Origin of the sequence: Methanoregula sp. (genome assembly GCF_003170075.1) — an archaeon.
Taxonomy (GTDB): Archaea; Halobacteriota; Methanomicrobia; order Methanomicrobiales; family Methanospirillaceae; genus Methanoregula.
The window spans coordinates 22,677-44,918 of the sequence record NZ_PMZU01000062.1; the positions used below are offsets into that span (position 1 = coordinate 22,677).

At 54.1% G+C, this 22,242-nt stretch carries 25 protein-coding genes; 15 read left to right on the forward strand and 10 right to left on the reverse strand.

The annotated features are described in order from the left end of the window. Nucleotides 1-39 precede the first annotated feature (39 nt). Nucleotides 40-1,125 carry a DNA polymerase IV gene (dinB, locus tag QZN75_RS08235; protein WP_292427241.1) on the forward strand — a complete coding sequence of 362 codons (1,086 nt, stop codon included), beginning with the start codon at nucleotides 40-42 and terminating at the stop codon, nucleotides 1,123-1,125. Between the two features lie 120 nt (nucleotides 1,126-1,245). Here dinB and QZN75_RS08240 read toward each other — a convergent pair whose 3' ends face one another. Further along, complete coding sequence (locus QZN75_RS08240) at nucleotides 1,246-1,938, reverse strand: hypothetical protein (RefSeq protein WP_292427243.1); 693 nt, start codon at nucleotides 1,936-1,938, stop codon at nucleotides 1,246-1,248. A gap of 198 nt (nucleotides 1,939-2,136) precedes the next feature. Here QZN75_RS08240 and eif1A point away from each other — a divergent pair, with 198 nt between their 5' ends. From eif1A to QZN75_RS08255, 3 genes are all read left to right on the forward strand, one after another. Beyond that, nucleotides 2,137-2,529 (forward strand): translation initiation factor eIF-1A, encoded by a 393-nt coding sequence (eif1A, locus tag QZN75_RS08245; RefSeq protein ID WP_292427245.1) that lies wholly within the window; start codon nucleotides 2,137-2,139, stop codon nucleotides 2,527-2,529. 94 nt (nucleotides 2,530-2,623) lie between these two features. Continuing rightward, the gene (locus QZN75_RS08250) at nucleotides 2,624-2,785 is read left to right on the forward strand and encodes a hypothetical protein (protein ID WP_292427248.1); all 162 of its coding nucleotides are present in this window, start codon (nucleotides 2,624-2,626) and stop codon (nucleotides 2,783-2,785) included. Between the two features lie 157 nt (nucleotides 2,786-2,942). Further along, nucleotides 2,943-3,119 carry a CxxC-x17-CxxC domain-containing protein gene (locus QZN75_RS08255; protein ID WP_292427250.1) on the forward strand — a complete coding sequence of 59 codons (177 nt, stop codon included), beginning with the start codon at nucleotides 2,943-2,945 and terminating at the stop codon, nucleotides 3,117-3,119. A 162-nt stretch (nucleotides 3,120-3,281) separates the two neighbouring features. On the opposite strand, the gene QZN75_RS08260 is transcribed toward QZN75_RS08255, so the two are convergent. After that, nucleotides 3,282-3,779 carry a TspO/MBR family protein gene (locus tag QZN75_RS08260; protein WP_292427252.1) on the reverse strand — a complete coding sequence of 166 codons (498 nt, stop codon included), beginning with the start codon at nucleotides 3,777-3,779 and terminating at the stop codon, nucleotides 3,282-3,284. 152 nt (nucleotides 3,780-3,931) lie between these two features. Further along, on the reverse strand, nucleotides 3,932-4,993 hold the full coding sequence (locus QZN75_RS08265; RefSeq protein WP_292427254.1) for a hypothetical protein: 1,062 nt from the start codon (nucleotides 4,991-4,993) through the stop codon (nucleotides 3,932-3,934). A 226-nt stretch (nucleotides 4,994-5,219) separates the two neighbouring features. Between QZN75_RS08265 and QZN75_RS08270 the strand changes: the two genes are divergently transcribed. The 9 genes from QZN75_RS08270 to QZN75_RS08310 all read left to right on the forward strand — a co-directional run bounded on the left by QZN75_RS08270 (nucleotide 5,220) and on the right by QZN75_RS08310 (nucleotide 16,599). After that, nucleotides 5,220-5,432, forward strand: coding sequence for a hypothetical protein (locus QZN75_RS08270; protein WP_292427256.1), 213 nt, complete (start codon nucleotides 5,220-5,222; stop codon nucleotides 5,430-5,432). A 250-nt stretch (nucleotides 5,433-5,682) separates the two neighbouring features. Continuing rightward, the gene (locus QZN75_RS08275; RefSeq protein WP_292427258.1) at nucleotides 5,683-6,306 is read left to right on the forward strand and encodes a LysE family translocator; all 624 of its coding nucleotides are present in this window, start codon (nucleotides 5,683-5,685) and stop codon (nucleotides 6,304-6,306) included. A gap of 207 nt (nucleotides 6,307-6,513) precedes the next feature. Then, on the forward strand, nucleotides 6,514-6,957 hold the full coding sequence (locus QZN75_RS08280) for a MarR family winged helix-turn-helix transcriptional regulator (protein ID WP_292427260.1): 444 nt from the start codon (nucleotides 6,514-6,516) through the stop codon (nucleotides 6,955-6,957). 4 nt (nucleotides 6,958-6,961) lie between these two features. Continuing rightward, nucleotides 6,962-8,089, forward strand: a complete 1,128-nt coding sequence (locus QZN75_RS08285; RefSeq protein WP_292427262.1) for an ABC transporter ATP-binding protein — start codon at nucleotides 6,962-6,964, stop codon at nucleotides 8,087-8,089. A gap of 5 nt (nucleotides 8,090-8,094) precedes the next feature. Next, nucleotides 8,095-9,186 (forward strand): ABC transporter permease, encoded by a 1,092-nt coding sequence (locus tag QZN75_RS08290; protein WP_292427264.1) that lies wholly within the window; start codon nucleotides 8,095-8,097, stop codon nucleotides 9,184-9,186. Between the two features lie 227 nt (nucleotides 9,187-9,413). Further along, the gene (locus tag QZN75_RS08295) at nucleotides 9,414-10,787 is read left to right on the forward strand and encodes a COG1361 S-layer family protein (protein WP_292427266.1); all 1,374 of its coding nucleotides are present in this window, start codon (nucleotides 9,414-9,416) and stop codon (nucleotides 10,785-10,787) included. 117 nt (nucleotides 10,788-10,904) lie between these two features. Next, entirely contained in the window at nucleotides 10,905-13,208 is a 2,304-nt protein-coding gene (locus tag QZN75_RS08300) for an RND family transporter (RefSeq protein ID WP_292427269.1), read from the forward strand. 106 nt (nucleotides 13,209-13,314) lie between these two features. Continuing rightward, on the forward strand, nucleotides 13,315-15,237 hold the full coding sequence (locus QZN75_RS08305) for an agmatine deiminase family protein (RefSeq protein WP_292427271.1): 1,923 nt from the start codon (nucleotides 13,315-13,317) through the stop codon (nucleotides 15,235-15,237). Nucleotides 15,238-15,351: 114 nt separating this feature from the next. Further along, a complete protein-coding gene (locus QZN75_RS08310) occupies nucleotides 15,352-16,599 on the forward strand; it encodes an MFS transporter (RefSeq protein WP_292427274.1) in 1,248 nt (415 codons plus the stop codon). A 4-nt stretch (nucleotides 16,600-16,603) separates the two neighbouring features. On the opposite strand, the gene QZN75_RS08315 is transcribed toward QZN75_RS08310, so the two are convergent. Both QZN75_RS08315 and QZN75_RS08320 read right to left on the reverse strand, forming a co-directional pair. Continuing rightward, complete coding sequence (locus tag QZN75_RS08315; protein ID WP_292427277.1) at nucleotides 16,604-17,206, reverse strand: YbhB/YbcL family Raf kinase inhibitor-like protein; 603 nt, start codon at nucleotides 17,204-17,206, stop codon at nucleotides 16,604-16,606. Nucleotides 17,207-17,324: 118 nt separating this feature from the next. Further along, complete coding sequence (locus tag QZN75_RS08320) at nucleotides 17,325-17,807, reverse strand: redoxin domain-containing protein (protein ID WP_292427280.1); 483 nt, start codon at nucleotides 17,805-17,807, stop codon at nucleotides 17,325-17,327. Between the two features lie 132 nt (nucleotides 17,808-17,939). Here QZN75_RS08320 and QZN75_RS08325 point away from each other — a divergent pair, with 132 nt between their 5' ends. Continuing rightward, nucleotides 17,940-19,085, forward strand: a complete 1,146-nt coding sequence (locus tag QZN75_RS08325) for a CorA family divalent cation transporter (RefSeq protein WP_292427283.1) — start codon at nucleotides 17,940-17,942, stop codon at nucleotides 19,083-19,085. On the opposite strand, the gene QZN75_RS08330 is transcribed toward QZN75_RS08325, so the two are convergent. The 5 genes from QZN75_RS08330 to QZN75_RS08345 all read right to left on the reverse strand — a co-directional run bounded on the left by QZN75_RS08330 (nucleotide 19,039) and on the right by QZN75_RS08345 (nucleotide 21,511). Continuing rightward, nucleotides 19,039-19,587: a ribonuclease III domain-containing protein gene (locus tag QZN75_RS08330; RefSeq protein ID WP_292427285.1), complete on the reverse strand. Its 549-nt coding sequence runs from the start codon at nucleotides 19,585-19,587 to the stop codon at nucleotides 19,039-19,041. The genes QZN75_RS08325 and QZN75_RS08330 overlap by 47 nt on opposite strands. 75 nt (nucleotides 19,588-19,662) lie before the next feature. Beyond that, complete coding sequence (locus QZN75_RS08335; protein WP_292427287.1) at nucleotides 19,663-20,220, reverse strand: manganese efflux pump MntP family protein; 558 nt, start codon at nucleotides 20,218-20,220, stop codon at nucleotides 19,663-19,665. Between the two features lie 143 nt (nucleotides 20,221-20,363). Beyond that, a complete protein-coding gene (msrB, locus tag QZN75_RS08340) occupies nucleotides 20,364-20,750 on the reverse strand; it encodes a peptide-methionine (R)-S-oxide reductase MsrB (protein WP_394339496.1) in 387 nt (128 codons plus the stop codon). After that, nucleotides 20,690-20,860, reverse strand: a complete 171-nt coding sequence (locus QZN75_RS10040; protein WP_394339497.1) for a hypothetical protein — start codon at nucleotides 20,858-20,860, stop codon at nucleotides 20,690-20,692. The genes msrB and QZN75_RS10040 overlap by 61 nt, the downstream gene beginning before the upstream one ends. 78 nt (nucleotides 20,861-20,938) lie before the next feature. Beyond that, entirely contained in the window at nucleotides 20,939-21,511 is a 573-nt protein-coding gene (locus tag QZN75_RS08345; protein WP_292427290.1) for a DUF2179 domain-containing protein, read from the reverse strand. Between the two features lie 232 nt (nucleotides 21,512-21,743). Between QZN75_RS08345 and QZN75_RS08350 the strand changes: the two genes are divergently transcribed. Further along, nucleotides 21,744-22,094, forward strand: coding sequence for a metal-dependent hydrolase (locus QZN75_RS08350; RefSeq protein WP_292427293.1), 351 nt, complete (start codon nucleotides 21,744-21,746; stop codon nucleotides 22,092-22,094). Nucleotides 22,095-22,242 lie beyond the last annotated feature (148 nt).

Below are 22,242 nucleotides of genomic sequence, written 5' to 3' on the forward strand. Positions count from 1 at the left end.
GCAGGACGGGGGCACACTCATAGGGAGGGGGAGAATACCATGACCTACGATGCGGGGATCACGTCCCCCCGGATTATCCTGCATGCGGATATGGACTGTTTCTATGCAGCAGTCGAGATGCGCGACCACCCTCAATATGCTGCAAAACCGGTTATTGTTGGCGCCGACCCGCTGGGGGGAACAGGCCGGGGGGTTGTCTCCACCTGCTCGTACGAGGCCCGGGCGTTCGGCATCCGATCTGCCATGCCCATATCGCAGGCCTACCGACTCTGCCCGGACGCCGTTTTCATCCGCCCGGATATGACCCGGTACGTGCAGGTATCCGAAGAGATCATGGAGATCCTACGGTCGCCAGGGTTCCGGTTCCAGCAGGTAAGTATCGACGAGGCATTTCTGGACGTAAGCCCTCTCGGCAATTTTATTGCGGCGCAGAAACGGGCTGAAGAGATGAAACACGAGATCCGCATCCAATGCGGGATCAGCTGTTCGCTCGGTATTGCCCCGACAAAGATTGTTGCAAAGATCGCCTCGGATTTCCACAAGCCCGATGGCCTGACCGTGGTCGAACCCGGGGATGTGCCGGCGTTTCTTGCACCGCTTCCGGTCCGCAGGATCCCGGGGATCGGGAACAAAACAGAGATGGAACTGCATGCCCTGGGAATTCAGACCATCGGCAACCTTGCCGCATACGACGTGCAGGGCCTGCTAGCGCGCTTTGGACGCTCCGCAGTGGCACTACACGAAGCGGCTCTTGGCATTGATGAGAGCGAAGTCGTGGAGCCCGACGGGATAAAATCCATCTCAAAGGAGACGACCTTTGGGCAGGATACCGGTGATTCAGGTGAGATTGTCGCCACTATGGAGGCACTCATTGGGGAGGTGTACCGGTCTCTTGCCGCAGAAAATCTCTATTTTAAAACCGTTACAGTCAGGATCCGGTACGAAGGATTTGTGACAAAAACTAAGGCAAAGTCCCTGCCTCATAATCATAACGACGAGGCCACGATCCGTGGCTGTGCGCATGAACTTCTCCGGGAACTCTATGATGGCAGGAAGATCCGGCGGCTCGGCCTCCGGCTCTCCGGGTTGTGGAAGCCGGATACCCGGCAGCAGGTGCTTTTTTGATACGGGAGACTTCGGGATACAGGAAGGGGAACCTGATGGGGAGTGGGAAAAACTGAGATTATAAAATAGGAGGTGACAGGGATATCCGGGGAAGGGGATGTTCCCCGCTGCACGTACCGTTCAGGGATCGAGGGGCGGTTCTGCCTGTGCAGGTTCCGGTTGGGAGACACATGTTGCTGACGTCAGGATGCCCAGGACAATCAGGGAAAACCCGGCAGCCACGAACGCCCCGATGATGGAAAGATACGGGTTGCCGGCAAAGAACGTCTCCCGTATGGGATAGACCATGAACGCGAGGGCAAAGAGGAGTGTCCCGGCAAGGGCCATCGGGTGATCGGGAAGCGAGTGGTTGAGCCCCGTAATGATGAGCAAGCCACAGGCAAAGAAGTAGAGCAGGATCATCAGCGCCTGCCGGGTGATGCCTCCCGTGGCGAGGATGGCGAGCGGCACGACAAGCATCAGGAGCAGAACCGCGAGCAGGATCAGTCCCCGGACCTGCTTTCTCGGGTAGATGCGGTTGTAAGCCGAGGAAAGGAGCAGGATCGCGGCGACAAAACCCATATCGATGAGGCTGGGGAAGGTGATGTTCCCTGCCCCGAGAAGCACGGCTGTATACCATGCAACATCTGCGATGCCCCAGAGGGCCAACGCCCCGGCAGCGAAGAGCAGGCCGGTCCCGCGCCCGTGCCGGAAATAGAGCCAGAGGAATACGGCCGCTCCTGTAAACGCCGTGATAATCTGGAGATAATTGTCGAATGACAGGTACTGGCTGGAAGGAACGATGAAAAGCGCGAGAGCAAGAGCAGCTGCCACTCCAAGAAATCCCCCAAAAAGTCCCGAAAGGACTGATATTATAGTGTCATGAGAAACAGAAGTGGGAGTAGATTGTGCGGACATACTTTTTTTATAGGGAGTACAACGGGAAAAATATACGGGACTTCAGCACGGAACCGGCATCGGGTATCCGGCTCAAGGAAAAAAACACAGACTGGGACATTTGGGGGGACCCTGATGGATATGTTAATGATTCCTGACGCCGTTAATATATACGGAGTTGTTGGCATCACCGATAATAACCATAGAAAGGGGAACAACGAGTTCGATCCCAATGCAGTAAATCCTGACGGGACGCCACTTGTCCGGGTCAGGCTGCCCAAGAAATGGAACAACGAGATGTTTGGTTCCGCCGACCTGATGATGGGGGCAAACCATATCCGGGTGCGCTGTTTTGACGGGGTCACCCGTATGGGGCGGATCAAGGGAAAGATAAAAAAGCGCGTCTGGATCCGGGAAGGGGATACCCTGATCATTGTCCCGTGGAGTTTCCAGGACGATAAGTGCGATATTATTTACCGGTACCTGCCGCCCCAGGTGGACTGGCTGCGGAAGAACCGGTACCTCTAATCCGCTGCTGTTTTTTTTATTCACATATTCACTGGCAAATAGTGCCGGCAAACCATTGTTTCATCGTCTCATACGGCAGAGTATCTTCTCATCTATGCTGACAAACGAGAAGAAGATCCGGTTGATCCGCGACCGGTTGACCCGAATCGGAATCGGGGAGCGGAGCATGAGCGATGAGATGATTCTCGCATCATACAGTATCAATAACATCGGCCAGCTCTGCAGTGTCCAGAAGCCCCGGCAGCCTCAGACCTGACGATCACGCTGGTTTTTTCCAAAAGATCCTCGTTGGGGAATGTCCTCGTGCATTCCTTGCGCTCAAATTCACCGGTTTTTCCTGTGCTACCATACAGAAGTACTTAAGCCGGGACAGCATGTTTACTATCACAGTTTTTTGACTGTATGTGAAAGCTATGTATGGATCATCCAATTTTGGCGGTCGCGGTCCCAGAGACTCCGGCCCACGTGAAATGACAAAGGTCACCTGTTCCGATTGTGGAAAAGAGTGCGAAGTACCGTTTAAGCCAACCGAAGGAAGGCCAGTGTATTGTCAGGAATGCCTGCCAAAACACAGAAAACCCCGGTTCTAAGTACATAACCCTATAATTATTTCCTCTTTTTTAAGACATTCCATATCAGATCATCCGTAATCCGATGATGTGTTTTTAGCGCTCCGCTGCCTCCATACCGCAGGGTCTGAACCTGTATTGGGCCGGGTGCCATTGTTACCACCGGGATATAGCGCCCGCACGTCACACTGGAAATCCGTTGAGCAGCCAGATCTGTGCATTGAGTACTGCGGCAAAACAGCACCATGCGAGATACGGGGCAAGCAGCCATGCAGCCGGTACTGAAATGCGCCTGAACGAGATCGCAGTTGCTGCAATCAGGACAATGAGGAGCAGGATCACCACGAGAGCGGCCGCTACTGCGTGCCCGTAAAAGAAGACGATCGACCAGAGGAGGTTGAGGGCGAGCTGGGCGGTAAAGAGAATGACACCCTGCCGGACCGGGGCGCGCTCCGTACCATCGCGGAGAATAAGGTAGAGCGAGATCCCCATCAGGATGTAGAGCACGGTCCAGACCGGACCAAAGATCCAGCCCGGCGGGTTGATCGCGGGTTTGTTGAGCGAGGCATACCAGCCCGGGATGCTTCCCGCCGTAAAAAACGAGCCGACGATCCCTACGATAAGGGGGAGGGCGATGCAGAGCAGGGGCAGGAGCCAGGTGCGAAAGGTGCGAGGAACCATAATTGTTCCGAGGATTTTCAGGAACATGAAGGTGTCGGTCTGGAGAGAAACCAGCGAGTGTGCTGTGTGAGGTGTTTCATAAGGGTTGAAACAGAAATGAGAGAGGGCTTACCAAGACATACTGCAAAAAAGGGCATGCTGGCGTTTGACCCTCACCGGATACTCTGCCAGAGCATCACCCCAATCTCAAAGGCGATGAGGATGATGACCACCCATTCCAGGAAATTCGAGTGCTGTATCCGCACCTCATCAGACAACATTGAGTAGTTCTCCCGGATCACCGCGATCTTCCGGCTCGCGCTCTCGCTCCACTGCCCGCTTCTTAAGATCTTTAACGCCGTCGCATAGACCCGGGCGTAATAGATGTCCTCGGTCACCTTGATCAGGTTGTCAACCTTTTCTATCGTCTCCGAGATCTCCGCAGAGATCTTCATCTGGTGTTTCATGATCGCATGGTACTGACGGCTCCTGCTGAACCATGAGAGACGATCCGCGTGCTCGATATCGTCATACATCCGCGCCATTTCACGAGTCAGCTCCCGGTCATAGTACCGGAGCTCGAGCACCTGCACGTTTGCAAACTCGATCAGATCGATGATATCGGTCGGGCTCTCGGGGCCGCACAGCAGGGCCGAGTCCCAGGAAATAAGCGCAAGATCCTCGTTTGAGTAACTGAGGGAATTTTTTAGGATATCCTCCCGGATCTGGGGAGACACGCAGGTCCGGTCCCCAAGGAGCAGGGGTACCGGGTCGATCGAGTCGTCCCGCCGGTCGGTCACGTAGATCGTGTAATCCTCGTAAAAGTCCGGGTCAATGGCAAAATTTTTGATGTGCGGCTTGATGATCTCCCCGAGGGTATTGAGATACTGGAGGAAGAAGTCCGAGAGCCCTTCTTGGCCGGCGAACCGGAACGCGATATCTTCGAGTTCCCGGTGGTCGGCATTCTCGTCATCGTAGATGAAACAGAGGCTGATAACGCCGATATCGTAGACACGGGCGACCGCGGAGAACTCGTACGAGCGCCCCTCCCGTTCCACCGTGACCGGCAGCATCCGGATCAAAAGCGGGACCGACTCGATCATAATGGATTTCGGCTTGACCCTGACAAAACTGGTACGGGCCGTAAAGTAATTCCGGGCCAGAGACTTCTCCAGCCAGTCGATATCGATCTCCCGGCCGATATCATAGATGCGGTAAAACCGCAGTGAGATCATAATAGTTTCTCCTTTCCCGGTAAAGACCCGGGATCGTATGCTTGTATTATTTCACCTTAAATCATCATAAACTCTCACACCGACAGTACAATGCCATTGTATCCACCGGTTTTTTTGGGAGAAAAACAGGTTTCCCCCCGTTTGGGGGTGAATGTACGGGAGAGGGCGGAACCTGCATCCCCTCGCGGTGATTTATATCCCTGCAGCACAAACCAACGATGATCATATGTACACTGATTTCCTGTCCCTTGCCATGGTTACCATTATCGGCCTTTTGGCAGGTACCGCAATCGGCCTTTTCATCGGGTACATCATGAAGCAGCAGCGGTCCCGCTGGTCTGATATGACCGGGCGCGAGAAAGCGGTTAACATTGCGCTCATCGTGGTTTGCTCGGCGATCTGCATCGCCGGTCTTGCGTGGCGCTTTCTTCTGAAATAAAATCGCCGCAGCCGTACCGGTGCCCGCGCTTTTTATTTATCTGCCGCTCCGGGGACAGGACACGGTACAAAAAGGGCATCCCGCATGTAACATATTGATGATGGGGGACATGCAACAAGTAACGGTACAATGTCCATGCAGGGACAAAAATCCGGTGCCCAGACATGCCCGCTTCTCAAAGACGCTCGTGCGCCGTCCCTGCTGTGATATCAACTTCGGCAACAGGCAGTGCTAAAAAAGGTGCATGTAAGTGGAGACCGGACTGTTCATCCATGGCATCATCATCGGCATTGCACTTGCCGCGCCGGTCGGCCCGATCGCGTTTGTGTGCATCCAGCGCTCGCTCGCCCATGGACACCTGCACGGCATCACTTCCGGCCTCGGGATCGCCACAGCCGATGCCTTCTATGCAGCGGTAACAGCGTTTGGCCTGGCGCTCATCTCTGACTTCCTGCTCACCCGCCAGTGGTTCTTCCGGCTGTTCGGGGGACTCGCTCTTATTGTGGTGGGTCTCCGTATCGTCTTTACCGCGCCCCCGGAGGTTACAACAGATCCCGAGAAGGAGTCATACCTTGCCGATTATACCACGATGCTTGCCTTCACGCTGGCAAACCCGCTCACCATCCTCTTCTTTACTATCATTATCCCAAGTTTCGGTGTGGTGATCAGCGGTAGTACCTGGGTAACCCCCGCGATTTTTGTGGTCGGAGTATTTATCGGAGAAATGGGCTGGTGGATCTTCCTGTGCGGGACACTGGGTTCCATGCGAAGTTATCTTACAAGAGAGCGACTGCATCTGATCAACCGGCTCGCCGGTCTCGTGATCACCGCGTTCGGTGTGGTGCTGATTGCCACACTGATCGTGACAAGGTAACTCGTGTGACATCGGAGCCGCGCTCGTTTTTGCCCCTCCACCGGGGGCTTCTCTGGTGCATCTATTTTCTTCCAGGTTCTGGTGTATCATGCAGCGCCATGATATCGATGATCACGAGCCGTCCGTTTTTTTGCAGATACTTCACTGGTAGAATAGTTCACTTATTAAACTATTAAGTGGCAAAACTATTCCGGGATTTGAAACGATATGGCGGAAGATATCCGGGACCGGGCGGCGGATGCGCTGCTTGCCCTTATTCCCCTCTACTACAAGAACGTGATGCGACAGAGGCATACAATCACCGGGGTTCAAGTGGCACAGCTCCATACGCTCGGGGTGCTCATGAAATGCAAATCAATGCCAATGTCGGAGATCGGAAGCCACCTCTATATCTCCCGGCCGTACATGACCCGGCTAGCCGACCTGATGATCGCTGACGGTTTGGTAGAGCGCCGGCCCGATCCAACCGATCGCCGGGTGATCAATCTCGCAATAACAGAGAAGGGTAAAAAATATCTCAAAGAATTGATTTCATGGTCCAAAAAGGATCTCAAAGAAAGCTTAGCCAATCTCGATGACCACGAGATCGGGAAACTATGTACGGCACTTGAAGATGCGTACCAGATCCTTACAAAACTCCAGCAGGGGTGACGAAGTGCATCTGTTCGGTCACGAAAAAGATCCTGTTCCCGATGGAAAAAATCACAACGGGACTCTGAACAGACCGGAGGGTGTTCTATACAGCACACCGGTAGAATCAGAGGGAGGTGAGCAGGCTGACGGTACAGCTATCATCCGGATCGATCACCTCTCCAAGGTCTTTACCGGCAAGACAAAAAACGTGATTGCTGTAAACGACGTTTCCTTTGAGGTCATGAGGGGAGAGATTTTCGGGCTTCTTGGGGCAAATGGCGCAGGAAAGAGTACGCTTATCCGGATCCTCACGACCCTCCTCTCCCCGACGTCGGGGCAGGCATTCGTGGACAACTACGATATCCTCAAAGATCCCGAGAAGATCCGGGAAATCATCGGCGTCTGCGCGCAGAACTACACCAGCGACTCCGAACTGACCGCGTACGACAATCTCGAGTTCTACGGAAAACTCGAAAATGTCCCGGACAGCATCCTCCCGGACCGGATCTGGGAACTCTTAAAAATGGCCGGTCTTGCCGATCGGGCATATATGCCGGTTGGCACGTTCTCGGGGGGTATGAAGCGCAAGCTCGAGATTGTCCGGGCATTCATCCACCGCCCGCTCATCCTTTTCCTGGACGAACCGACCATCGGTCTCGATCCCGAGGCCCGCAGGGAGGTGTGGCAGCAGATCATGCTGCTCAACAAAGAGCATACGACAATCATTCTCACCACCCACTATATGGACGAGGCGGAAAAACTCTGCGGCCGGATCGCCTTTATCGAACGCGGCAGTCTCATCGCTCTTGACACCATGGAAAACCTCAGGAATCTGATCCCGGCCGGCGACCTCATTGAGATCAGTGTAGATCACATGGACCCGCTGGCAGAAGAAGCGATCCGGAAAATCAACCTCGTCAATGCGGTATCGGTCGTCGAGCACAATGTGAAGATCTCGGCGACCAACGGCAGCCGGGTGATCCCCGCCATACTTGCCGCATTCGAGCAGTACGCCATCCCCATTATCTCGATCTCGATCCACTCTCCCTCGCTTGAGGATATCTTCATCTATCTGACAGGTAAGGGCCTTGACAGCGGCAACGGCGATGGAAACGAGACGCCGGGTACTGGCAGGAGGCGATCACCGTGATGCCCATGATGCTACGAAGCGCTTTTGCGATCTTCAAACGGGACTTCAAGAAGTTCCTGAGCAACCCGTTCATCATCATGATGACGCTCCTTATGCCCATCATGTACCTGGTCATCTTCGGGAATGCGATGGGCGGCACCATCACCCACATCCCGGTCGGGGTGGTACAGGAAGTCCCACCCTACAACGACACGCCGCTCTTTACGAGCGCCGCATACCAGCTCAACCATATCGACCAGACAGATGCCGAGAAAATGCTGGATGTCACCGTTTATGCAGACGAGGCCGCGGCCAAACAGGATCTGGATAACGGGAAACTATCGGCAGTGATCGTCTTTCCCTCATCGGTTTCAAACGACAATGCTGTACGAGTCTACCTCGATAGTTCCGACTCCATAACACCCGCGCTTGTTGAAGCGGCGGTAAACCAGGTTATGCTGGGTCTTGGGGCTCATAACCCTGTCCTTGTTGACAAGATCTACGGGGATATCAAGTATATCCAGTTCTTTAGCGTGGGTGTGATCATGATGGCAATTTTTAGCGCGACCATGTTCGGCGGCGGGATCGCGCTCATCAAGGACCGGGAGAACGGCATCCACGAAGGTTACCTGGTCACTCCGATCAAACGCTCCAGTATCATCATGGGGATCATTTTAAGCGGCACCGTCCGGGCCTTCATCGCGGGGTGTACCATCTTCTGGATCGATCTGCTGATCACCGGCATCATCCTCCAGAGTTTTCAGGACTTTCTGCTGGTCCTGCTGGTGATTTTGATAGCCTGTATTGGGGTGACGAGCCTTGTTGTTTCCTTTGCATCCCGGTTCGCAACCCAACAGGAGTACGCATCGGTCATCGCATTCCTCAACATGGTCCTGTTCATGACCTCGGGTGCTTTTTACCCGGTGATCGGGATGCCGGGCTGGTTAAGTTGGATTACGATCATCAACCCCGAATACTACGGCATCCATGCCCTGAGAAGCATCATTCTCAGGAACCAGGGATTCAACGTGATCGGGAACGATCTCATTGCCCTTTTGATCTTTTCAACGGCAATGATCATATTAGGAATCGTCACTTTCAGACGCACTCTCGAATAAATTGGAGGAAGCACAGGAAAAGACACTCTACAGGGATACCAAGGATCGTATACCGGATTTTCCTAACGGATGCGATACCCAAAAAATAGCTAAAGGAAGACAAATTTATGGTATAAACTGCGTGCCAGGAGAAATCTCTGATGATAAATGTATAGGTTAGGATCGGGATATATATGGTAAGAATTTCAAACTGCACTAAGATTTGTATAACCTCTTCGAGGATCGGCATGAGTGAAATAAACGGATACATATCTCCCGGTAACAGGGATGTTGCAAGAACTGGAAGTCGTTCTTCGGGGGGCCGCATCAGCGCCCTGTGGTTTCTGTGCCTCGTATCGATCGTTCTTGCAGTGCTAGCGGTCACCCCGGCCCTTGCCGGGACAAAATACATGGCCGGCAGCCCTGAGCTGAACGCGCATATCTCCGGGACCAACGAGTTTTCCCCGGGCGACGATATCAACCTGCAGGTCGTCATCGAGAACACGGGGCTCAACCAGTTCAAGATCGTCCAGTCCGGGATTGTCGACCCCAACGACCTCTCCAACACGGCAAAACAGCTGACGGTGACCCTGGGTGCGGCCGATGCACCCCTCGTTGTCAAGGCTGACCCGCAGGTCGTCGGGGATCTTCCGGCAAGCACCAGCGCCACCGCGACGTTCCATATCAAGGTCAACCAGGATGCCCCTGCAGGAACCTACCAGATCCCGGTCGTTCTGAATTACACCTACCTGTACCAGGCAGAACAGGAAGGCACCGACCTGCTCACCTATCAGTACAAGAATATTAACGAGAGTGTCAGCATCCCGATCAAAATAAAAGCCGAAGTCCAGATTGCGGTTCCTGATGTTGAAACCGAGAACCTGAACGCGGGGAACGAGGGGTACATCAATTTAACGGTAAAGAATGTCGGGTATGAAGATGGCCAGAACGCGGTAGTCCGGATCCAGGAAAACGGCCAGAGCCCGGTTACGCCAACGGAGGGGAGCGTCTATATCGGGGATTTCCCCATTGGCGCTGTTACCGACTGCCGGTTCCGGGTCATGGTATCAAGCGATGCCCAGCAGAAGACGTACCCGCTCGATGTGCTGGTAAACTACAAGAATTCTGAAGGAGACTACGTGGATTCCGCGATCGAGACCGTCGGGGTTCCGGTCGGTGAAAAAGTGGACTTCAGCGTTACCCCAATAATGACCACCATCTCTCCGGGGGATAAATCCGTGCTCACGGTCCAGTACCAGAACACCGGCGGGGCGATTGCCTATAACGCGCAGGCCCGGATCAGCGCTGTCGACCCGTTCACGAGCAATGACGATACCGCCTTTTTAGGGACGATGGCTCCTGGCGACATCCGCGAAGCGGCGTTTGATGTCTCGGTCGATGCAGGTGCAACGGCAAAAGAGTACGGGCTGGATTCCGAGGTTATCTACCGCGATTCGCTTAATAACCAGTTTACTTCCGACCCTATGAAAGTCAACGTTCATGTCGTCCCGGCAAAAAGTGTTACTGACCTGTTCAGCCTGCCGGTTATTATCGCGATCATCCTGGTTGTGCTTGCCGCTGCTGGTTACCTGATCTACACAAAGCGGTTCAAACCCCAGTAACACCTTTTCTACACTGGCTCCACCGGGGAAAAATTGGTACAGGTATATTCCCATGATACCACGGGAGAAGATAACGAGTTCCGGAAGACCGGTAACCCCCCATAAAACAGGACTACCATGATCGATCAGATCTTTGATAAAATTGCGCGAACGGTCAACCACCGGCCCAGACTGGTGGTCGGTATCATCGGTGTGGTTTTCATCATTGCCCTTGTTGGCATGACCATGATCACCATGGCGACCGGCAACGATACCTACCTGGACAAGAATTCACCGGAAGGCATCGCGAACACCCAGTACACCAATACGTTTGCAGCAGATTCCCTTATCCTGATCGTCGAGACCAGCGATCCCCTGAATCCTGACGTGCTCAACTACATGAACCGGCTGGAAGGAGATATCCGGCAGCAGCAAAACATTGCCAGCGCATCCAGCGTCGTGGATATCCTTAAAAGTGAGAATAACGGCGTGCTTCCCCAGTCGAAAGGGGAGATCGATGCACTCGTCCGGCAGATGCCCGAAGCGACCCGGGAGGTTGCCGTTCCCTCAAACGTCCTGACACTCGTGCAGATCCCAATGAGTGAGGGCCTCTCGGATGATACCAAAACTGCCACCCTCAACAATATCCAGTCCCTTGTCGATAACTCCCAGCCACCGGCTGGCGTGAAAGTATCAGTCTCGGGGAGTCCTGCATTCACCGCCCAGATGAAAGCGGCGATGGGATCCCAGATGGGGGTCCTGATCGGTGCCGCCATGATTCTGATGGTCATCGTCATGGGCCTGCTCTTCTCCTACGTCAGCTACCGGTTCCTGCCGGTCGTTTTTGTGGGCCTGGGTCTCAGCACAGCCCTTGGCCTGATGGGCCTGGCTGGCATCCAGCTCAACATGGCGGTGATGGGGGCGTTCCCGGTCATGATCGGACTCGGGATTGATTACGCGATCCAGTTCCACGCCCGGCTGGACGAGGAGTCCCGGAAAGGTTCGCTGGATGATGCGGTCTATATGACCATCACCCGCACCGGGCCGGCCGTGATGTACGCCATGCTGGCCACGTCGCTCGGATTTACGGCAATGTTCATCTCCACCGTTCCCATGGTGCAGTCGTTCGGGCTGGTGGCCATGATCGGGATCATGAGTTGTTACTGCATCTCGCTCGTGGGCATACCGGCCGTCGCCCAGGTTATCCACTACAAGCCAAAGCAGCAGGCTCCACAGGTCTGCTATGCAGTCGGCGAGGAGGCCTGCGATACGCTCCCGGCCCCGAAGAAGAAATCCTGGTCATATGGCCAGTTCCTCACCAGCACCTCCGTCAAGATCGCAAAAAACCCGGTCCCGATTCTCCTTATTGCAGCGCTCATCGCAGCAATCGGGTTCCAGCTCGACCCGCTCATCGCCATTGAGGCTAACCAGAACAATTTCGTCCCCAGCGACATGCCGGCAAAGATCCAGATGGACAAAGTCACACGTGTCCTCGGTGCAATGAGTACCGCCGATTTCTACGTCCAGGGTGGCAGGGTCACGGACCTCGATACGATACAATGGATGAAATCGTTCCAGGATTATGAACTTTCCAGACACGCGGAACTGACCTCATCGACCAGTATCGTCACGTACATCCTCGCTTACAATGGCGGGGAGATGCCCCAGACCCAGAGCCAGCTGGATGCCGCGCTTGATAAAATACCTTCCAGTGTGAAAGACCAATACCTCAGTGGTTCGATGAGGGGCGTCATCCAGTTTGGAATGATCAATCTCCAGATTCCCCAGGAGGAGAACCTCAAGAAAGTGATGGTGAATGATATCTCGTTCCTCCAACCGCTCCCGGGCATCACTGTCCAGCCGGTGGGGAGCTTTGATCTCTTTACCACTCTGATTGGGGGTCTTTCATCCTCCAAGGATGAGATGACCTATCTCGGCTTTGGGTTGATCTTTGTTTTCCTTGCCCTCGTGTACCGGCATATCCACGCAATCTCGCCGCTCATTCCGATCGTTCTGGTCGTTGGCTGGAACTCGGTGGCGATGTATATTCTGGGTATCTCGTATTCTCCGCTGACTGCAACTCTCGGCTCCATGACCATCGGAGTGGCTGCTGAGTATACCATTCTCGTGATGGAACGGTACAGCGAGGAGGAGGAGCGGCTCCACGACCATGTTGCCGCAATCCAGGAAAGTGTAAACAGAATCGGAACCGCGATTACGGTCTCGGGCCTCGCTACTTTCTTCGGGTTCTCGGCACTCTGCCTCGCCAGTTTCCCCATCACAAGTAACTTTGGGGTCTCAACCCTGATCGCGGTCGGGTTCTCCCTCATCGGCGCGATCTTCATCATGCCGGCTGTGCTCTCCCTCATGGGCCAGTTCACCGAGTGGCTCGAGAAGAGGAAGTCAACCTCGCAGAAGACGGATAATGGCGATACCATATAACCTTAACTGATGCCCTGCCGTCACGAGAGGAAGCCCGCGAAATGGTCATCTTTGGATAGCATGATATTTATGGAGCAATAACCCTCTAGAGCAAGAGCATACGCGCATGGATCACACCACTCTTACGGTCGCGCTCATCCAGATGGAGATCAGGCCGGACATGAATGAGAACCTTAAAACGGCGCTTGCACGTGTGGAGACTGCTGCACAGAACGGGGCACAGATCATCTGCCTGCCCGAACTGTTCCGTACCAGGTACTTCCCGCAGCAGGTAGGGATACCTGCGGATCAGTTTGCCGAGAGCGTTCCCGGTGAATCGACAGAGGCATTTGCCCGGCTCGCCCGGCGATATGCAGCAGTCATCATCGTCCCGGTTTTCGAGAGAACCCCATCCGGACGGTTCTACAATACAGCGGTTGTGATCGATGCCGACGGAAGCCTTCATGCACCCTACCACAAGGTCCATATCCCGCAGGATCCGGGATTCTTTGAAAAATGCTACTTCTATCCGGGAGATTACTATGCAGTGCATGCCACCCGGTACGGGCGCATCGCTGTCCTCATCTGCTATGACCAATGGTTCCCGGAGGCGGCCCGGTGCGTGGCCCTTGACGGGGCGGATATGATATTCTACCCCACAGCGATCGGAAACCTCTGTACGGAACCACCGGGAGAAGGAGACTGGCAGGAGGCATGGGAACTGATCCAGCGCAGCCATGCAATCGCAAACAGCGTGCATGTAGCTGCGGTCAACCGGGTGGGACAGGAAGGAGATATCCGGTTCTTCGGGGGATCGTTTGTCTGCGATGCGTTTGGAAAACTGCTTGCCCATGCCGGAGATACGGAAGAGACTGTTGTCGCCCATATCGATGTGGGGATGAACACCGCAATCAGGGACTCGTGGGGGTTTTTCAGGAACCGCCGTCCCGATACTTACGGCACCGTCTGCTCACGGGTGCCGGAACACGATGCGACGGCACCCATTCCCCGCAAAGGAGATACCCCCAGAAAACTGGGCTTTTTCATGCCTGCGGAGTGGGAGCCGCACGATGCCGTATGGCTATCATGGCCACATAACAAAAACACATTCCCTCACCTTAAGGAGGTGGAGGATGGGTATATCAGATTTATTGCTGCAGTCACGCCATCCGAACGTGTCGAGCTCTTTGTCCCCAACCCCATGATAAACAGGATGGTAAAGGCACGGTTAAGAAGCACAGGTATCGACCTGTCCCGGGTCACAATTCGGACAATCACCTATTCCGATGTATGGATCCGTGATTACGGCCCGACATTCGTGGTGAACCCGGCCTTGAAAAAAACTGCGATGGTCCGCTGGGAGTTTAACGCGTGGGGCGGGAAATACGAAGAGCAGATCGCCGATGGAAATGTCCCAAAGGATATGAACCGGTGGCTTGACCTGCCCGTTTTCCGGCCGGGAATTATTCTCGAAGGCGGTTCAATTGATACCAACGGCAGGGGTACGGTACTGACCACCCGCGCCTGCCTCCTCAACCCGAACCGGAACCCGAAACTCACACAGGAAGATCTCGAAGACTATCTCAAAGAATATCTCGGAGCGGTAAAGATCGTCTGGCTGAACCTCGGTGTGACCGGCGATGATACGGATGGCCATATCGATGATATCGCACGGTTTGTTTCACCATCAACCATTGTCTGTGCGTACGAAGAAAATCCTGCAGATGAGAATTACGCGGCCCTCAAAGAGAACTACGAGATCCTGACCCGGGCGACCGATCAGGAGAACAAACCCTTCACTATTATAAAACTCCCGATGCCTGCCCCGATTATCAGTGACGATGAACGGTACCCGGCAAGTTACACGAACTTCTATATCGGGAACACCGTGGTGATAGTGCCGGTCTTTGACGACTCCCATGACGAGGAGGCACTCCGTATCATCCAGGAAATCTTCCCGGACCGGACTGTAACCGGTGTAAATGCCCGTGCGATGGTCGAGGGATTCGGGACATTCCACTGCGCCACCCAGCAGCAGCCCCGGCCGTGAGCATTTCTTTTTTATTTCCTGTTATATCAGTAAAATAACACAGGCGCTTCTTTGGATTATGAGCCGCAAGAGACACCCTTATGATGACGGTGCACCCAACCACTCACGGTAGCAATGAATCTGCGTGATACCGCGGTGGCACGTGCCTTTGTCCCTGAACGAAGGATGATGTATTACCTTTTCCTGCTGGGCTTTTTTTCTATATTCTCGACGACCATCTCGAAAAACCCGGTGCTGCCTCTTTTCTCGCAGGCAATCGGGGCCGACAGTACTATCATCGGCCTTATCGCGGCATTCTCCCCGCTCGCCGGCATCCTCTTCTCGTTTCCTGTAGGTGTGATCTCCGATCATATCGGAAGAAAGCGGCTGCTTGTCGCATCAGGCGCGGTATTTCTTATCGCTCCGGTGCTGTATCTGTTTATTACAGCGCCGCTCTGGCTCATCCCGGTCAGGTTTTTCCACGGGACGGCAACAGCGATCCTCGGGCCGGTCATCTCCGCAGTTATTGCCGAGCGGTTCCCGGTGACCAAGGGAGAGATGCTCGGACAGTACTCTTCCGCAACGCTCGTCGGCCGGGCGCTTGCACCGCTTGCAGGAGGCGCCATCATCTCGTACTTCGCCATGTACCCCGGACTGCTGCCGTACCGGGTTGTGTATATCGCCGCAGCGCTTGCCGCGGTGCCGGTCTTTATCATGACGCTGCTCTATACGGAAAAACAGTCGCTCCCGCTCGATACCCTCCCGTTCTGTGTTTTCCGCGAGAGTTTTGTCACGTTCTTTTCCAACCGCCGGCTCCGGGGCACGGCTTGTGTTGACATGGCGACCTATTTCGCGTTCGGGGCTGTCGAAACCTTCCTCCCGCTCTATCTTTTCAGTCTGGGAATCGGTGCGTACCAGACGGGTATCATCTTTGCTGCACAGGTAGTCTTCATTGCCGGGACAAAGCCGTTCTTTGGCAGGATCGCGGACCGGGTGGACAAACGTATCCAGATCGTTGCAGGGCTCGCCATTACCGGTGGTGCTGTCGCAGGAATCCCCCTTGCTGTATCGTTTGCCCAGTTCTTCCTTGTCAGCGCTGTCTTTGGTATTGGCATGTCGCTTTCCACGGTCGCAACGAGCGCATATGTCGCGGATGTTGCAGAGAAAGAACAGATCGGGGCGTCCATGGGTGCTCTCTCATCGATCATGGATATCGGCCAGTCCGGTGGACCGCTCTTAACCGGGATTATTGTCACTATGGTCGGATATATCGCGGGATTTTTTGCAAGTTGTATACTCGCACTCATAGTCTGTGCTATATTTATCCTGTCGGTCCGCGAACCGGCGGGTACAGATCCAAAAAATGAAGGTCAGGCACCGTAGATTGTTATCGTTTAAAGGTCGTAACTACATGACTTTCCCCGAGCATGTGACCACTAAGTGCCCAGTCGATGGAAGAGCGGTCAGCGTTCGGCTGGGAGATGATCATGTCAACCGCGTACAGCCGGAAAATATACCGGTGGGTTTTCCCGGGCGGGGGACAGGGCGGGTAATACCCGCGTGAATCTGCGCTGTTGACACCGTTCTGGGCCCCGTCGGACAGCACTTTCCCGTCAGGTTGACCCGGATCGATACTCATGGCATCCGGGGGGATGTTGTAAACGAGCCAGTGGGTAAACGTCCCAGACGGTGCATCCGGATCGTCAAGGATCAGGACAAAACTCTTGGTACCTGCCGGGGCATTTTCCCAGGAGACGCCGGGCGTCCGGGACGACCCGGTGCAGGTAAATTCCTGAGGGAGCGTGGCACCGGGTGCGACCGAGTCCACGGTGAGGGTAAAATGTTCAGCTGCCGCAGGTACCAGTGTCGAAATGGACGTGGTTGCCGGAGAAGTGGGAGAATCTGGAGGAGAAGCAACAGGAGCCATGCAGCCGCAGATCAGAACAAGCAAAACCATCAGGCAGGAACACATAATCCGGATGATTTTCATGGACGGAATGTCACCTGCTGAACGGATATACCTAGTGACACCCCTGTGGGATAGTCCACCATAAAGAGGATGCAATTCCTGCGACAAGTACAGGTACACCGGGGATGCGGCCTGACAATCACGCCGTTCTCGACTGCTGTAAGAACCCAATGATTTTTTTGATATCGGGGACGCTGTGAACAGGGTAGATCTTCACAAAGACAACCTTCTGGTTCCCATCGATGACGATATTTGCCCGTTCGGAGAAACCGTTTGCCTCCCTGAAGATCCCGTACGTCCTGGCAGCATTGCCATGTGGCCAGAAATCGCACAGAAGAGGAGTATGGGTGATCCCAAGACTTTCTGCCCAGGCTTTCTTGCACGGGAGAGAATCGACACTGATCCCGACCGCGATGGTATCCAGCGATGCGAGAAGTGCCCGGTTCTCCTCGAGCGACTGCATCTGGGCGGCACAATAGGGCGTCCATGCGAGCGGGTGAAACGAGACAAGAACCCTCTTTCCCGACTGCTCATACAGATCAAAGGTCCTGTCGTTCTGATCCTTAAGCGAGAAATTCCGTGCCGGCCCACCGGGCCGGATCATGGGCTGCTGCTCCATCATGCCACCTGTACCACCCGTAGTGCAGGCATCGGATATGAGTGTTCGCATTGCGACGGCGGGGCCTGCTCGGACGTCTCGTAGGTCTCCGGCTACGTTTATACACTCCCACTCGCAATAACAGCTATCGCAGGAATGACCGGTGAACCGGTCATATTCAAAGGATGTGCCACCACGAAGATGCAGAGCACCCCCCAGTCCCCGCAAGATCCCCAGAAAGCATCGTCCCCGCAGGCTGCAGGTCCGATTCCGCTCAACTTTTGCATTATTTTGTCCAAAGATGGCAGGATCGACCGGCTCATCGACTGCCCGCTGGAGGAATACCTTGCGGCAATTCCTAGTGCAAGTATCGCATGGATCGATTACAGCACGAAGGATGATGCACTGAATATCGAGCAGATCGCCCAGCTTGCCGGGTTCACGAAACTCCCGATCCCCAAGCTCTCCACGGGTTTCTACTCAGCATACGAGGACTATGATACCGAACTTGGCATCATGCTCCCGTCAGTGACCATGAAGAGCGACAATATGACGGTCCACCCGCTCTTTGTCCTGATCCGCGAAAATTTTATCCTGACAGTCCATTCCGAGGATATTAATCGCCTGCTCCGGTTCTCCCGGTATGCCCAGCCGTTTTTTAAGCGCATCAGTTCCGAGTGCACATGCGACAAGATCACCCTAATGCTTGAGCGGATCATCGACGAGAATAACGACCGTAACTTCGAGTACCTCAGAGAGATCGAAATGCACGGCGATGCGATCAGCAAGTCCCTTATCGAGGAGAACATCGCAAAAAGGCAGCTCGCCCACAGTATCTACCGTATGAAACACGTGCTGATCGATTACCTCAACGTGCTCTGGGCGACAAAAGACGTGATAAACTCGCTCCAGTACGGGGACGCTGACCTGATCACAAACGATGAGAAACTGCTGGGCCGGATCGGGATCCTCTCGGACAACATCGAACGCCATATCGAGCTCTCCGAGCAGATGTCAAACGTGCTCGCCTCGGGTCTTGAGGTGATGCAGAGCATCTACAACAACCAGCTCCAGAGCCTCAACAACCGTTTTGCCCTTGTTACCGCTTACCTGACCGTGCTCGGCACCGCCTTTCTGGTCCCCAACACCATCGCAACCATCGCCGGGAGCGGGATCATGGCCGGGCAGATGGCAGCACAGTGGTGGTACGTACCGCTCCTCATCGGGTCGACGATCGTAGCGACTGCCGGGTCATTCATCTGGGTCGTGCACGTCTGGAAGTCGAGGAAAGAGGAGGTTTAATCTTCTTTTTTGGGAGTTCTTCCCTTTTTATCCGCGCAAGTTCGGGTTCAAACCATGTCCCGATGCATTGCCTGACCACCCCCAGGCCGGCATCGCTGTCCAGGTAGATCGCGCCGATAATGGCTTCCATGGTGTCGGCAAGGATTGTATCTTCCCCGGATTGCCAAAGGTCCTTTTCCCCGCGCCCGAGCCGGATGAACCTTTTGATCTTCATGCGCCGGCCGATTTTGGCAAGGCTCCGGTTATCCTCAAGCTGTTCCTTTGCCTGCGTAATAGTGCCCTTGTCCTGAAGGCCTTTCTCCATTAAAAACAGGATGAGGCTGGTCTTGAGCACCGCGTCGCCGAGCGTACTGTAGGCATCCTGAGTGAGGCAGATCCGGTTTTTCTGGATCAGTTCGTTTGCATAGGCCGGGTGGGTCAGGGCCCGGATCAGATGCTGCCGCTCAAAAAAATGGTACCCGATGATCGTCTCGATCCCGCTCAGATCGTCCTTTTTTTCCATAATTTCCACTCATCCGTTAGCGGATAACCACATAAAGACCACGGACGGATGCCGCCCAGGCATGCAGCAACCGCGTCAGACGGGGAAAATTTCTGATAAGATCTGAGCACCGATCATAATAAGGATCACACCACCGGCGATTTCTGTCTTGTTCCCGAGAATTTTTTCGAGCCGCATACCACACATCACTCCGGTACAAGAAAACGCGAAGCAGACCAGGCCTATCACAATCGCTGGTACCAACACCGAATATCCCAATACTCCAAACGAGACACCAGCGGCAAGAGCGTCAATGCTGGTCGCAACCGACAACAGAAGTACCGGAATCACATGGAGACCTGTAAAGTGTGTCCCGGTTTCCTCCTTCATCCCGTCGTGGATCATCTTTATCCCGATACCGGCGAGAAGCAGGAATGCTATCCAGTGATCGTACGCAGATATTACAGTGTAGAGGGATGTGCCGGCAATCCAGCCGACAATGGTCATTCCTGCCTGGAAAAAACCAAAACTGGCTGCAATGACGAGTGCGGTTTTCCGGAGTTGTGATCGTGTTGTCGTGCCGATCGCAAGCGACACCGCAAAACAATCCATCGATAGTCCAATTCCGATAAGGAGGCTGGTGAAAAGATCCATGAATTACTTTTAATCTGGGGCGGGCATTCCCAAAAAACCACGGGATTCCAGGCCAAAATACATAGCCTGATGATTACGTACTTCAGAAAAACAAAGACCGTGAGATCCAGATTGACTTTTTTTTAGGGTAAAGCAGATCCAGGTCAGCCCGCCGGGTCCGTCGCCAGGGGCGTTTGCCGGAGTACAAGAGCTGCCGAGTTCATGCAATAGCGTCTGCCTGTGGGCGGGGGACCGTCATCGAATACATGCCCGAGATGTGCTCCGCACCGGGCACAGAGGACTTCAGTACGCTCCATGCCATTTGATCTGTCTATACTCATGCGGATATTGAGTGAAGAGACCGGTGCAGAAAAACTTGGCCAGCCGGTACCGGAATCGAACTTGGTCTCAGATAAGAAGAGCGCCGTACCGCAACAGGCACACTGGTAGATGCCATGTGCCTTGCAGTCATGATACTTGCCGGTGAATGCTACTCCGTATCCCGCTTTCGCGCAATCGCAAACTGCAAAGGCGTCAGCTGTTCCTGCCACCCGGCGTCGGTCTTTACAATCGGAACTACATCTTCCACACGGCCGGTTTTCGGGTTGAAGATGGTGATGGTACCGGCCTCACCGGAGGCATGTGACGTTCCATACTTCATTTTGGAGTCTTCTCCCCTCATTGATTGATGGGGGCAGCGGATGATAGACTTTCTGATGCTGATATAGACAACGGGATGTCACATCCCAAAGAAACCGAGGATACGACGTTTCGGATCCTTATAGAAGATCCTCGCCCCATCCTTGATATTCCTGACATCTTCGATGGTATAGAGAAGATCCGGGTATTCCCGGGAGATGATCGAGAGGAGCCGGGAGAGTTCTTTTCTGGGAACGATCATGAAGATGATACTGACCGAACCGGAGAAACTGCCGGTGCCTTCTATCCGGGTCATGCCATAGCCCAGCATGGAGAGACGGGACATGATGGTCTGCGGATCAGCGGGAGTGATAAGCCTGACGATCACGTAGCCTATCGAGATGATGTTCTCGATCGCCATGCCGAGCACTGTCCCGATACCGTAGCCTGCGAGGTATGCGAAGAGGTTCCAGTACTGCGTGAGGCTGGTGAGTACAAGTCCGGTAGAGATCAACCAGATACCGGTCTTGACGATCCCGACGTATGCTGCGAGGTTCGAATGCCCCTTGCTGATGTAGATCGTCCTGACCGATTCAAGGCTTGCTTCAGCGATCCGGGCGATGAGGATCAGGAGGGGTATCGCCGCTGCTGACCAAAAGGTACCTATATCCATGCGTCGTGACGCTCCTAACCATAATAGTCGAACCGGATCGGTTGTATAACTTGCGGAAATGATCCGCAGTTTGCACGAAACGAATGAGGACCTGGATATCAGAATGTGAAGTGTTGAATGAGCCAAAACCTGAGAATACTCCAACGATAGAATGGCCACAAGATACTTTCACCATGCACGGCCGGTGCTTATCACCGTACAACGATCACACCATACCTGAATGAGGAAAGGTGTGCATCTCGTAATAGGGATACTGGCATTTTTTGGTTACGCGTACCTACTCGGCCTCATACGTGAGACCACCACTGAAACGTTCGTCCTCGGATTTTTCACAGTGGCCACCGGTTCAATAATGCCGGATATCCTTGAAGCGCCGACCAGCTGGAAACACCGGGGAATATTCCACAGCAAACGAGCGCTGAAATGCATGGTAGGAATTTTTGGTATAACTGCGGCAATTAGTCTCCTGCCATCGCCGCTTATTCCCCATGCATCCATTGTCTATGGACTTTCCTGCTTTGCCCTTGGATATCTCTTCCATCTTCTGGCTGATTCCACAACAAAGACAGGACTGCCGGAATAACCCGGATCGATACCGATCCTCCCGGATAATCGCAATGCATGCGACGGGGTCAGGACAATGCCTGTAACAATCCCTGTTGAAACCGTTCAATGCAATAAGGCGTGAAAAAAACCATGCCGGACCCACACAGTACAACCGGTTTTCATAA

Coding starts and splice junctions, on each gene's coding strand:
- QZN75_RS08295 (WP_292427266.1), top strand. CDS start 9,414: ATGAGTGAAATAAACGGATACATATCTCCCGGTAACAGGGATGTTGCA.
- QZN75_RS08260 (WP_292427252.1), bottom strand. CDS start 3,779: ATGGTTCCTCGCACCTTTCGCACCTGGCTCCTGCCCCTGCTCTGCATC.
- QZN75_RS08255 (WP_292427250.1), top strand. CDS start 2,943: ATGTATGGATCATCCAATTTTGGCGGTCGCGGTCCCAGAGACTCCGGC.
- QZN75_RS10040 (WP_394339497.1), bottom strand. CDS start 20,860: ATGAAGTATGGAACGTCACATGCCTCCGGTGAGGCCGGTACCATCACC.
- QZN75_RS08345 (WP_292427290.1), bottom strand. CDS start 21,511: ATGGATATAGGTACCTTTTGGTCAGCAGCGGCGATACCCCTCCTGATC.
- QZN75_RS08330 (WP_292427285.1), bottom strand. CDS start 19,587: ATGGAAAAAAAGGACGATCTGAGCGGGATCGAGACGATCATCGGGTAC.
- QZN75_RS08290 (WP_292427264.1), top strand. CDS start 8,095: ATGATGCTACGAAGCGCTTTTGCGATCTTCAAACGGGACTTCAAGAAG.
- QZN75_RS08315 (WP_292427277.1), bottom strand. CDS start 17,206: ATGAAAATCATCCGGATTATGTGTTCCTGCCTGATGGTTTTGCTTGTT.
- QZN75_RS08270 (WP_292427256.1), top strand. CDS start 5,220: ATGTACACTGATTTCCTGTCCCTTGCCATGGTTACCATTATCGGCCTT.
- QZN75_RS08300 (WP_292427269.1), top strand. CDS start 10,905: ATGATCGATCAGATCTTTGATAAAATTGCGCGAACGGTCAACCACCGG.
- eif1A (WP_292427245.1), top strand. CDS start 2,137: ATGGATATGTTAATGATTCCTGACGCCGTTAATATATACGGAGTTGTT.
- QZN75_RS08325 (WP_292427283.1), top strand. CDS start 17,940: ATGACCGGTGAACCGGTCATATTCAAAGGATGTGCCACCACGAAGATG.
- QZN75_RS08250 (WP_292427248.1), top strand. CDS start 2,624: ATGCTGACAAACGAGAAGAAGATCCGGTTGATCCGCGACCGGTTGACC.
- QZN75_RS08280 (WP_292427260.1), top strand. CDS start 6,514: ATGGCGGAAGATATCCGGGACCGGGCGGCGGATGCGCTGCTTGCCCTT.
- QZN75_RS08305 (WP_292427271.1), top strand. CDS start 13,315: ATGGATCACACCACTCTTACGGTCGCGCTCATCCAGATGGAGATCAGG.
- QZN75_RS08335 (WP_292427287.1), bottom strand. CDS start 20,220: ATGGATCTTTTCACCAGCCTCCTTATCGGAATTGGACTATCGATGGAT.
- QZN75_RS08320 (WP_292427280.1), bottom strand. CDS start 17,807: ATGATGGAGCAGCAGCCCATGATCCGGCCCGGTGGGCCGGCACGGAAT.
- dinB (WP_292427241.1), top strand. CDS start 40: ATGACCTACGATGCGGGGATCACGTCCCCCCGGATTATCCTGCATGCG.
- QZN75_RS08310 (WP_292427274.1), top strand. CDS start 15,352: ATGAATCTGCGTGATACCGCGGTGGCACGTGCCTTTGTCCCTGAACGA.
- QZN75_RS08265 (WP_292427254.1), bottom strand. CDS start 4,993: ATGATCTCACTGCGGTTTTACCGCATCTATGATATCGGCCGGGAGATC.